The organism is Vreelandella profundi, assembly GCF_019722725.1.
Lineage (GTDB): Bacteria > Pseudomonadota > Gammaproteobacteria > Pseudomonadales > Halomonadaceae > Vreelandella > Vreelandella profundi.
The window spans coordinates 3065210-3077174 of the sequence record NZ_CP077941.1; the positions used below are offsets into that span (position 1 = coordinate 3065210).

General features: G+C 55.6%; 10 protein-coding genes. 4 read left to right on the forward strand and 6 right to left on the reverse strand.

Annotated features, from left to right (window positions below):
• Window positions 1-33: 33 nt before the first annotated feature.
• Window positions 34-1836 carry an IlvD/Edd family dehydratase gene (locus KUO20_RS14000; protein ID WP_235040447.1) on the reverse strand — a complete coding sequence of 601 codons (1803 nt, stop codon included), beginning with the start codon at window positions 1834-1836 and terminating at the stop codon, window positions 34-36.
• Window positions 1837-2157: 321 nt separating this feature from the next.
• Here KUO20_RS14000 and KUO20_RS14005 point away from each other — a divergent pair, with 321 nt between their 5' ends.
• The 4 genes from KUO20_RS14005 (at window position 2158) to KUO20_RS14020 (ending at window position 6949) form a co-directional block, all read left to right on the forward strand.
• The gene (locus tag KUO20_RS14005; RefSeq protein ID WP_235040448.1) at window positions 2158-3249 is read left to right on the forward strand and encodes a TRAP transporter substrate-binding protein; all 1092 of its coding nucleotides are present in this window, start codon (window positions 2158-2160) and stop codon (window positions 3247-3249) included.
• A gap of 136 nt (window positions 3250-3385) precedes the next feature.
• Complete coding sequence (locus KUO20_RS14010; protein WP_235040449.1) at window positions 3386-3979, forward strand: TRAP transporter small permease; 594 nt, start codon at window positions 3386-3388, stop codon at window positions 3977-3979.
• A gap of 2 nt (window positions 3980-3981) precedes the next feature.
• Window positions 3982-5265: a TRAP transporter large permease gene (locus tag KUO20_RS14015; RefSeq protein WP_235040450.1), complete on the forward strand. Its 1284-nt coding sequence runs from the start codon at window positions 3982-3984 to the stop codon at window positions 5263-5265.
• Between the two features lie 106 nt (window positions 5266-5371).
• The gene (locus tag KUO20_RS14020; protein ID WP_235040451.1) at window positions 5372-6949 is read left to right on the forward strand and encodes an aldehyde dehydrogenase (NADP(+)); all 1578 of its coding nucleotides are present in this window, start codon (window positions 5372-5374) and stop codon (window positions 6947-6949) included.
• On the opposite strand, the gene nanR is transcribed toward KUO20_RS14020, so the two are convergent.
• The 5 genes from nanR to KUO20_RS14045 form a co-directional block, all read right to left on the reverse strand.
• The gene (nanR, locus tag KUO20_RS14025; protein WP_235040452.1) at window positions 6946-7668 is read right to left on the reverse strand and encodes a transcriptional regulator NanR; all 723 of its coding nucleotides are present in this window, start codon (window positions 7666-7668) and stop codon (window positions 6946-6948) included. The genes KUO20_RS14020 and nanR overlap by 4 nt on opposite strands.
• A gap of 76 nt (window positions 7669-7744) precedes the next feature.
• Window positions 7745-8821 (reverse strand): Ldh family oxidoreductase, encoded by a 1077-nt coding sequence (locus tag KUO20_RS14030; RefSeq protein ID WP_235040453.1) that lies wholly within the window; start codon window positions 8819-8821, stop codon window positions 7745-7747.
• 58 nt (window positions 8822-8879) lie between these two features.
• Window positions 8880-10259, reverse strand: coding sequence for a TRAP transporter large permease (locus KUO20_RS14035; protein ID WP_235040454.1), 1380 nt, complete (start codon window positions 10257-10259; stop codon window positions 8880-8882).
• Between the two features lie 49 nt (window positions 10260-10308).
• Window positions 10309-10845 carry a TRAP transporter small permease gene (locus KUO20_RS14040; RefSeq protein ID WP_235040455.1) on the reverse strand — a complete coding sequence of 179 codons (537 nt, stop codon included), beginning with the start codon at window positions 10843-10845 and terminating at the stop codon, window positions 10309-10311.
• Window positions 10846-10902: 57 nt separating this feature from the next.
• Window positions 10903-11904: a sialic acid TRAP transporter substrate-binding protein SiaP gene (locus KUO20_RS14045; protein ID WP_235040456.1), complete on the reverse strand. Its 1002-nt coding sequence runs from the start codon at window positions 11902-11904 to the stop codon at window positions 10903-10905.
• Window positions 11905-11965: the final 61 nt, after the last annotated feature.

Here is an 11965-nt window from a genome sequence, read left to right on the forward strand (position 1 = left end):
TTTTAGTAGCTAGTCCTTAAAAACATCGCACTTTTAATGATTGTCTCTAGGTGGATGCAGACGAGCAACGTCGCGGTACTTGGTCGCGGATTCCAACGTCATTCCACGGTCAAGCGGCTCAATCATGCTGCGCTGAATCTCCTGCCAAGGCGTTTGATGGCCCGGATAGCGGTAACCGCCCTGCTGGGCTAAACGCTCGCGGCGTGCGTCCAGCTCAGCGGGCTCAATCAGCAGCTGCACCTGGCCACGCTTTAGATCTACTCGCAGCCTGTCGCCACTTTCAAGTAGCGCTAAACCACCGCCGGTCGCGGCTTCTGGCGATGCATTCAGGATTGAGGGCGAACCCGACGTGCCTGACTGGCGCCCATCGCCCAAACACGGCAGTGATTCGATACCTTGTTTGATTAACGCTTCCGGTGGCTGCATGTTCACCACTTCGGCACCGCCAGGATGGCCCACCGGCCCTGCGCCGCGCATGACCAGGATAGTACGGGCGTCGATACCTAATGCAGGGTCATCAATGCGGGCGTGATAATCCTCAGAGCCATCAAACACCGCCACTTTCCCTTCAAAGGCTTCAGGATCGTTGGGGTCGTTTAGGAAACGCTCGCGAAAGTCACGGGAGATCACGCTGGTTTTCATCAGCGCCGAGTCAAACAGATTGCCCTTAAGGTTAAGGAAGCCGGCATGGTCGACCAGCGGGTCGGCGTAGCGGCAGATCACGTTAAGATCCTGCGTTTCTCGACCTTCAAGATTCTCACCAATAGAGCGGCCATTAACTGTCAGCGCCCCGCCGTGCAGCTTGCCGGCCACATTAAGCTCGTGCAGAACGGCGGGTACCCCGCCTGCGCGATAAAATTCTTCGCAGAGAAAAGCACCGGCGGGCATGACGTTCGCCAGCAGCGGAATTTCATGCCCCAAGCGCTGCCAGTCGTCATTATCTAGCTCAATACCGGCATGGCGGGCAATAGCGTTAATGTGCACCGGCGCGTTGGACGAGCCGCCCAGAGCAGAACAGGCAACGATGGCGTTTTCGAACGCTTCGCGGGTGAGGATATCCAGCGGGCGCACGTCCTCCCAGACCATATCGACAATGCGCTTACCGGTGTCGTAGGACACCATCGCGCGCTCTTTATACGGCGCGGGGATTACCGCCGAGCCGGGCAGGCTCATGCCCAGCACCTCAGCCATGGAGTTCATGGTGGAGGCGGTGCCCATCGTATTGCAGTGACCAATCGAAGGCGCTGAATCACTGGCGCGAGAAAGAAATTCCGCGTAGTCGATATCGCCGGCCGCCAGGCGTTTGCGCAGCTCCCAAATAATCGTTCCCGAGCCCACCCGCTCAGCCCCGCGCCAACCGTTAAGCATTGGCCCACCGGAAAGCACAATCGCAGGGATATTCACCGTCGCGGCCGCCATGAGCGCCGCAGGGGTGGTTTTATCGCAGCCGGTAGTCAATACCACGCCGTCTAACGGGTACCCGTGCAGAATCTCTACTAATCCCAGATAGGCAAGGTTGCGGTCTAGCGCGGCCGTGGGCCTGCGTACGTTTTCGTGAATGGGGTGCATGGGGAATTCAAAGGGCACCCCGCCTGCCGCACGAATACCGTCTTTAACGCGCTTAACCAAGTCAATGTGATGACGATTGCAGGGGGTTAAATCAGAGCCCGACTGGCTGATCCCAATAATCGGCTTACCGCTGGTTAACTCATCCAGCGTGATGCCGTAATTAAGATAGCGTTCAACACAGAGCGCGGTGGTGCCCGGATGATCCGGATTATCAAACCAGTAGCGTGAACGCAACTGTTCAGACGTAATACGATGAGAACTGGCCATGGTGTCACTCCACGCCTAAAGTGAAGAATAAGAAAATAATGCCGTGACGTTACGCCTTCTCACCCTCAGCGTCGATACATACAAAAGTCTATGTTGAACATATGCAAAAAAAGTTCCACATTACTCCTAGTGTTTGCGGTAGCGATGCGCTCTTAAGGACTAGGTTTAAAGAGCGGCTAGGCTAAAAGTGACGGCATTCTGAAGAGTATGGTCGTTTGACGCGTATTGCCGCTTACGTAAAACAACAACAGTTATCGCTTTGCCGGTCCTTTGAATCAGACCGTGCACAGCCATCAGCACCTCGCCAGGAGAATTAATACAATGCAACATTTCTGGAAGCGCACCCTGTTAATGACCGGTGCCACCCTGCTCAGCTCAAGTATCGCTTACGCCCAAACGCCTGAGCTGTCCGATCCGCCTGAAATTGAAGGCGCGGTGGTGGGTGACCACGGCAAGGTGACGATACGCATGGGACTAGGGCTGGCAGAAACCTCGCCTCAGTACATCTCAAGCCAGTACTTCGCGGATATCCTTGACCAGCGCAGTGAAGGGCGCATCAGCGTTAACCTGTTCCCTAACAGCCAGCTCGGCGATGACGTGCAGATGATGGAAATGCTGCAAACCGGCACGCTGGACATGACCTATCCGTCGACCTCCCCGGCGACCGGCTACGTAGAAGAACTGGCCGTGTTCGACCTGCCGTTCTTGCTCCCGACGCGCGAAGCGGCCGTTCAAGCCATGCGCAGCGATGCTGCCCAAGAGATGCTCGATGCGTTTGATGGCACCGGCATTAAAGCCCTGGCCTTCGCTGAAAACGGCTTCCGCCAGCTCTCTAACAGCGCGCGAGAAGTCTCCTCACCTGAGGACGTCGCAGGCTTAGACGTGCGCGGCCTGTCGGTGCGCACCATGGAAAATCCGGTGCACCTGGCTATTTGGCAAGCGCTGGGCGCCAACCCTACTCCCATGGCTTTCGGTGAGCTTTTCTCCGCGATGGAACAGGGCGTCGTTGACGGCCAGGAAAACCCATGGAGCACCATTCTGACCTCCAACTTCTATGAAGTGCAGGACTACGGCTCCGAAACTCGGCACGTTTACACGCCGTTCATCAAGATGATCTCTCAGCGTACTTGGGATCGGCTCGACCCTGAGTATCAAGAGCTAGTACAGGAAGCCGCGCTACAGGCAGCCGATTATGAAATTCTGCTTTCTAGCGAATACGACGACTGGGCGCGCGATCAGCTTGAAGAGCGCGGCATGCAAATCACGCGCTTGGATGACGAGCAGATTGCTGCTTTCCAAGAAGCCGTGCAGCCGGTTTACGCCGAATGGGCACCGCGCATTGGCGAAGATTTAGTGGCTGAGTTCCAGCGTCTTGCTGAATCTTCTATGACCGAATCGTCTACAGAAAAGTAAGCGTCCTTGACGATAAGGCCGGCGCTATTGTTCGGTCTCCTATTGCAGGACCTCCTCTCAATAGACGTTGTATTGAGAGGCTAGGCAAGAGGCATAGGCCTCTTGCCTTTTCGTTACTCGCCACTTCGGAAAGCTCATGGACACTCCCAACACCCCAATTCCTGATACTGCGGCATATTTTGACGATCCTCAACGCCAACCTTTGGAAATTGAACCCGAGCAGCGCCGAGGCCCGGCGATCTTTCGCTGGCTAACCCAGGCGATGGAACATGTGATTGCCACCTTACTGGTCGCCTTGATCATTTCCGTGTCAGCGAATGTCGTCGGCCGCGCGGTATTCAACCGCTCGCTGCCCTGGGCCGATGAGCTGGCGCGAATGCTGTTTATATGGCTGATTTTCATCGGCGCCGCCGCGGCTTTTGCACGTTATGAACATATTGCGGTTGATATCTTGGTTCGCAAACTAAAACCGCGGGCCGCCCATATGCTGTATTTATTCCAGCACTTGGTTATCACCGCGTTAATGGGCGTCATCATTTGGGGTGGATGCCTGGTGATAGCTCGCGCTTCAAGCCGCACCGCGATTTTGAATGTGCCCTGGAATATCGTTAACGTTTCGCTAGTTCTGTGCGCCGTGTTTATTGCTGCCGTGTCTATCTGGCGCGCCTGGCAGAGCGTGCAACAAATTCGCTCGCCTAGCGTTATCATCACGCCTGCTGGAGATCACTGATCATGCTATGGATCTTTTTAGGCATTCTTTTTGCCTCACTAGCCCTGGGCTTGCCCATCGCCTTTGGCCTAGGCATTGCCGCCGTCATTATGGCGCTGCTTTCTGACATTCCGCTCTCGATCATGATTGAGCAGTCGATCCGCGGCGTTAACAGTTTTCCGCTGCTGGCGATTCCATTCTTTATTCTCGTTGGTGAAGTAATGAGCAACGGCGGTATCGCCCGCCGCTTGATGGATCTAGCAGGCGCCCTGGTCGGTTTTGTGCGCGGCGGTTTAGGCCAGGTCGCTATTACCGGTTCCATGTTCTTCGGCGGCATTAGCGGTTCAGCCGTGGCAGACACGGCAGCCACCGGCGCGATGATGATTCCCTCGATGACCAAACAGGGCTATACCGCGCCTCAAGCAACGGCAATCAATACCGTTTCATCGGTTATCGGCATTATCATTCCGCCCTCTATCCCGCTGATTCTGTTTGGTATTGTTACCGAGACGTCAATTAGCCGCCTGTTTATTGCAGGCATTGTGCCCGGCATATTGATTGCCGCCGGCCTGATGACGACAACCTTCATCATGGCGACCATTGGCCATGCCGGCCAAACCCGTAAGTTCCGCCTTGATGTGCTCTGGGAAGCTTTTAAAGCAGCATGGCTGGCGCTGGTGCTACCCGTGATCGTGATTGGCGGCATTATCGGCGGCGTATTCACCGCCACCGAAGCGGCCGTTGCGGCGCTGCTTTACTCACTGTTTATCTCGCTGATCGTGTATCGCGAATTCAAGATAACGGAACTGTGGGGAATGCTCATCCGTACGGCCCGCTTGACCGGTATGGTGCTGCTGCTGCTGGCGTTTGCCACCGTTATTGCCTGGTTTTTAACCATTAATATGGTGCCGCAAACGCTGGTTACGCAGGTACAGGCGATCACACAAGATCCTTTCCTACTGCTACTGATCGTAGCGGGCCTACTGCTGCTGGTGGGATTTGTAATGGATCTAACCCCGGCGATGGTCATCATGGCGCCCATGCTAACGCCCATCGTTACCTCGGTTGGCGTTGATCCGGTTTACTTTGGCGTGCTCATGGCCTTTATTCTCGGCATTGGTCTTTTGACACCGCCGGTGGGCACTTGCCTTTACGTTGGCTGTGGCGTCGGTAAAGTCTCCATGGAACAGCTGGTCAAAGCGATGCTGCCCTACTATGCCGCGCTGCTCGTGGTACTGGTGATCCTGATCGCCTTCCCTGGCATCGTAACGTGGCTGCCGGACCTGACGGCCGTGCGCGGTAACTAAGTACTGACGCCCAATAAAATCAATAGCGACAAGGTGATCAGCACACCGATCACCTCACTACGTATTACGCTAGATCGACAATAATGCCCTTTAATAGGAGGCCAGCATGACACTGCAAGGCACACTGCTTATCGGTCAACAGGCCGTGACAGGCACACAGGATGAAATCCACGCTATCAATCCCGCTACCGGTGACGTGCTACAGCCAGGCTATCATGGCGGCAGCCGTTCCGACGTGGAACAGGCCTGCAAACTTGCTGATGCGGCGTTTGATCAGTATCGCGAGACGTCGCTCGAGACACGCGCACACTTCTTAGAAACCATTGCTGATGAAATTGAGGCTATTGGCACCGACTTAACTGAGCGCGGTGTCGCCGAGTCGGGCCTTCCTCAGGCCCGTCTTGAAGGCGAACGTGGCCGTACCTGTGGCCAGCTACGGCTTTTCGCTTCTGTGGTACGCGCGGGAGAATGGCTGGACGTACGCCATGACCCTGCACTGCCAGATCGCCAGCCGATGCCCCGCGCAGACCTGCGCCAGCGTCACATTCCGCTGGGCCCAGTGGCTGTTTTTGGCGCCAGCAACTTCCCCCTCGCGTTTAGCGTCGCAGGTGGCGATACCGCGTCTGCGCTAGCTGCAGGCTGCCCAGTGGTTGTTAAAGGCCATTCGGCCCACCCTGGCACGTCCGAATTAGTGGGTCGCGCCATTCAGCGAGCGGTTGCTAAGTGCGAGCTGCCGGAAGGCGTCTTTTCGCTGCTGTTCGGTTCAGGCAAAGAGATTGGCCAGGCGCTAGTAGCCGACCCGCGCATCAAGGCCGTCGGCTTCACCGGTTCACGCAGCGGCGGCACTGCATTAATGGCCACCGCACAAGCACGCCCCGAGCCGATTCCTGTTTATGCTGAAATGAGCAGCATCAATCCCGTCTTCCTAATGCCCGAGGCGTTGAAAGCTCGCGGCACTGCGATTGCAGAGAGTTTTGTGGCATCGCTAAACATGGGGGCAGGCCAGTTCTGTACTAACCCTGGACTAGTCGTTGGCCTGAAAGGCGCTGATCTTGATACCTTCGTAGCAACAGCGGGTGACGCGGTGAAAGCCAGCGGTGCCCAAACTATGCTGACACCCGGCATTCATGAGGCTTATCGAAGCGGCGTCAATGAGCTTTCGGGCAACGCTAGCGTTACAGAAGTCGCGCGTGGACAAACCAACGATGGCCCGCATAGCTGCCAAACTGCTTTATTTACCGCTAGCGCCCACGATTTCTTAACTCAAGAAGCGCTGCAAAGCGAAATCTTCGGGTCTGCATCGCTGGTGATTGAGTGCCGTGACAGCGATGAGATGCAGCGCGTGGCCGAGCAATTGGAAGGCCAATTGACCGCGACACTGCAGTTAGACGATGGCGACCTAGACGCTGCTAAACGCCTAATGCCCACACTGGAACGTCGCGTGGGCCGTATTATGGCCAATGGCTGGCCGACCGGTGTGGAAGTGGGTCATGCGATGGTACATGGCGGCCCCTACCCGGCCACGTCTGATAGCCGGACGACATCCGTGGGCAGTGCTGCGATTTATCGCTTCCTGCGCCCCGTCTGCTACCAAGACTTGCCAGCAGGCCTGCTGCCCGAAGCGCTGCGCGATAGCAATCCTTTTAACGTTTCCCGCTTAGTCGACGGCAAGCGTGAAAGCTAAGGGGTATCAGACAGGCGCTTTTTAAGCTGCATGTACGTGCCGTAATGACGGTCGAGGTGGCGCCGCATGGCTGCCTCGGCCGTATCAGGGTCGCGAGACTCAATGGCATCAATGATTTCAGTGTGCGCTGCGGTCGCGGCCTTATCTTCATCTTTTTGCTGCAATACTTGGGCACGCCGATCATCTAGCCATTCGGACAGCGCCACATGGATAGCATCAAAAATAGGATTGCGGCCAATACTCGCTAACACACCATGAAAGTCGTTATCAGAGCGTTTGAAGCGTGCTTCGTCACCAATAGCATCACGATTGGCTTGTAAGGCATCGCGCAGCCGTATCAGATCCTCATCGCTGGCGTGACGAGCGGCGTAGCGGGCGAGCGATATTTCAAACGTAGCCCGAGCTTCCTGAAAGTATTGCTGGCCATCCGGCTTTGAAAGAAGCTGCCGTGTCACCCCCGAAAGCCTCGCCATCACCGCATCAGCCGTAGGACGAATCACCCTGGCACGCGTGCCGCTATTGATCGCAATCAATCCCAGCTGCTGCAAATGAAACAACGCTTCGCGCACCGCGGGCCTACCAACGCCGAACTGCTCCATCAGCTCTCTTTCTGAGGGCAACTGATCATTCTCACTTAGCCGCCCCTCAAGAATCTCCGCCTCAAGCTGTTCAGCGACCTGTTCGGAAAGCGTTTTGCGCTCAATCCGGTATCTGCTCATAGGCAGTCGCTCCTTGTTAACCTGGAATTGGCCGCCATTTTACTGCATTTCTCGCCATTGTCTTTTCATTGGGCCATTAATCAAGCCGAGATAGCGGCGTAATTCGGTGCCGCTCAGCCAGTTCGGCATAGGCTAATTGGTTGGCAACATCGAGTGGAACGCCCTGAGCATCGCGCTGCGCCTGGCAGCGCCATTCACGATCACCGGGTGCTAATACGCTGGCATTTTTTGAGGCTGGCTGGGCGCGAAGGTCTGTTAAATACGCGGCCAGCCCTTGAGCAAAGGTACCTTCATCAACAAAGGCATCGGGCTTTATGGCTAGAAAGAAATGCCCGACGCCGCGCGGCGTTGCCATATCCGGCCCGCCCATAGGCAGTAACCTGAAGCCATGCTGCATGCCCGACAGCATCGAGCTCAGCACTTCGACCATGCCACCTAGTCCGGCACCTTTAAAGCCGAAATCACTGCCGCCCAGCGGCAACAGTGCGGCGATATCAGCGGGTACACGACTTACCTGGCCGGCGGCATCCGCGGCGACTTGGTCGGGCAGCTCGCGGCCAATAGCACCAAATTGCTGCACTCGATTCCAGGGGATCGAGCTCGTTGCCATATCCAACAGATACGGCGACTCACCCGCTACCGGCGCTGCAAAGGCGATGGGATTAGTACCGTGAAAGGGCTTGGCACCATCGTGCAGCAGTACAAAGGGGTCTGAATTACAGAACGCCATGCCAATGTAGCCACGCTCAGCCGCGGCTAACGCATAGCATCCTGCCGCGCCGAAGTGCGATGATTTACTCACAGCGACAGCGCCCATCCCGACCTCATCAGCCATCGCCGTGGCGTGCTCCATCGCGGTATAACCTGCCAGGTGCCCAAGACCATCGTCAGCGTTTAAGGAGCCTGTGGCCGCTAAACGACGCTGAAACACCATGTTAGGTGCCCCGTTAATACGCCCGCCTTGAAGCGCCTGCACATAGTGGGGCAATAGACGCAAACCGTGGCTATCGGTCCCCATACGCGATGCGGTGACCAGCGCGCGGCTCACCGCCTGCGCCGATGCTTGATTGGCGCCAACGGCGGCGAGTGTCGCCTGTATAAAACGAGAAAGATCCTCGTGGGTAACGCGAAAATCTAGTGAGCTATCAGTCATTAATAAAATACTCCGGGTCTTAATAGCGGAGCCGGCATTCCGCCAGCGCCAGCGGTGCTTAGCGATATATCAACGTGGGCAGCCACATAGAAATAGCCGGGATGAACGTTACCAACAGAAGGCAGATCACCAAGGGTATTAGGAACGGAATGGTTCCCCGCATGCAGCGCTCAAAGCTCACGTTAGAGACCCTAGAAAGCACGTAGAGCACCATGCCCACCGGTGGCGTCAATAGTCCGATCATCAGGTTAAGCACCATGATGACCCCGAAGTGGACAGGGTCTACCCCCACCGCAACGGCCATTGGCAACAGCACCGGGACTAAGATGGTGATCGCAGCAATCGTTTCCATAAAGCAGCCCACGATAATCAGCACGATATTGGCCATCACCAGTACGGCGAGCTTGCTGTCGGCAAAGGGGCCCATTAAGGCAATCACATTCTGAGTCACCTGATTACTGGTCAGTATCCAGGCGAAGATCGATGCCGAAGAAACAATGAACAGAATAACCGCGGTGGTCTCGATGGTTTCCATACTGACTTTAAGCAGTTTGCGCCACGTCAACGTGCGGTAAATCACGCCACCCAGAAGCAAAGCATAAAACACCGCCGCCACCGCGGCTTCGGTAGGCGTAAAGGCGCCGGTGATAATGCCGCCGACGATAATGACCGGCGTCATGAGCGATAAAAACGCCCGTTTAAAGGTATGGCCAAGCACCCGCATAGAGAAAATGGCATCGCGCTGATAGCCACGCCGCCTTGAGATAATGAAGATCATAATCATCAGCATGATGCCCATCAACAGACCAGGGATCAGACCTGCGGCGAACAGCTGGCCTACAGAGGCGGACGCCATAACCCCGTAAATCACCATCGGCAAGCTCGGCGGTATGATAGGCCCGATGGTCGAGGATGCCGCGGTAATTCCCACGGCGAACTCTTCATCGTATCCCGCATCCTTCATTGCCTTGACTTCAATCATGCCCAGGCCGCCTGCATCCGCTACGGCCGCGCCCGACATGCCCGAGAACACAATGCTAGCCCCCACATTGACATGGCCAAGACCACCGCGCATCCAGCCCATCAGCGCCTTAGCGAAATTGAAAATACGCTCGGTAATGCCGCCATTGTTCATTAGGCTGCCGGCAAAAATAAAAAACGGAATCGCCAGCAGCGGAAAGCTGTCAATGCCGTTAATCATGCGGTGTGCTATGACAATGCTGGGCACCTGGCCGGTGATTAACACAAACATTAAGCAGGCGCCCGCCAAGCTAACCGCGATAGGCACGCCCAGCACCAGCATGGTAAACAGCGCGAAGAACAAAAAGCCAAGATCGTAGCCCATTAGCGGTAAAATCACGCAGCCCAGAATAGCCAGTGCCGCTAGCAGCGGAGACACTATCGGCTTTTGCCAACGCATCACAGAAAGTCGGGACATGGGAGACCTCTTGATAAAGATGGTGTCGCGGGTAGCCACAGCTCAAGCGTCATAGGGAACGTCCCCGATACTTCAAGTAGAGCCGTTGAACCGTTCGCAGCGCCATCAATGTAAACGCCGCACAGACCGTGAAATAGATGATGCTCTTAGGCAAATCCACCGACACCATTAAGCTATTGGTGCGTGAGGCCAGCTGGTAGGCGATCCATGCCATCGCGATATAAAAACTAAGGCTTATCAGATTGACCAAACGTTCAAGCAAACGCGCCTGCCAGCCCGGCATGTAATGGTAGAAAAATTCCACCATGATGTGGCTACCGTTACGGGCTGCCATGATGCTGCCAAAAAAGCCCACGCCAATCAGTAAGTAACGGGCAATTTCTTCGGTCCAGCCAATAGAACTGCCCAGCACATAACGACTAAAAAACTGGGCGAATACCACTAAAATCAATGCCCAAAACAGCGTTAAGGTGACGAAGTCTTCAAGGCGATAATCACTCAGTTTGAACGGGGCATCATCGAAGGCAGATTCAAAATCCACCATCGGGTCGCCGATAGGCGGGGAATTCTCGCGCGGATCACTCATGGCACAGGGCTCCAAACACTCCGCTCAGCAAAGAGCGGAGTGCTATCAGGGGTTGGATTACTGGCCGATAGCCTGTAGGCGATCGTAGGTTTCCTGATCCCAGGTGGCGGCATCGCCGTTATGGGCGGGTAATACGGCCTCACGGAAGAGCTCACGATCCACTTCATTAACGGTGTTGCCCTGCTCTTCAAACCAGGCAACCAGCTCACTTTCAGCCTGCAGAATATCTTTGGTGTTGTTTTCAGCCGCTTCCTGGAAAACCTCACGGAATATTTCGCGGTCTTCTTCGGAGAGCTGATTCCAGCGCGGCCCGCCGACAATCGTAATGAGCGAATCGGTGATGTGGCCGGTCAGGTTGATGTAGTCCTGCACTTCATGGAAGGCCTTAGCACGAATAGTCGGCAGCGGGTTTTCCTGCGCATCTACAACGCCTTGCTGCAGAGCCAAATACACCTCATCGAACGAAATGGGCGTTGGATTGGCGCCTACTGCTAGCGGCATCATCATGTACATCGGTGCGTTGGGCACCCGAATTTTTAGCCCTTCCATGTCAGCCGGTTCATTAATGGGAATATTGGACGTGACGTGGCGTTCACCATAATAGTTGAGCGCCAGCGGAACGTTGCCGGTTTGATCTTGATAACCCTGAGCAATCTCTTGGAACAGATCGCTATCGGCAAACGCCTGCCAGTGATCGAAATCACGGAACATATACGCAGCCCCGGCAATACCGATGGGCCCGTAAGCGCGGCCAGCGAACTGGGTGCCAGTATAGATGACGTCGACCGTGCCTAACCCAAGCCCTTCGTTGATGTCTTCCTCTTTACCTAGCGAGGCTGCGGGGTACACCTCCATGGTATAGCGACCATCGGTGCGCTCTTCAATTTCATCAGCAGCCCATAATGCCCACTTATGGAAAGGCTCGGAGGTTTCATAAACGTGGGCGAAACGCAGATTTTCGACGGCCTGTACCGCACCGGCAACGCTGATACCCGCGGCAATAAGCGTAGCGGTTAGCAAACGGGACATCGTTAGACGGTGTTGGCTTTTGTAGCTCATCTTGTATTCCTCACAACCATTAGATTTATTGTTGATTATTGTGCGAGTGGCAACAGCCGAT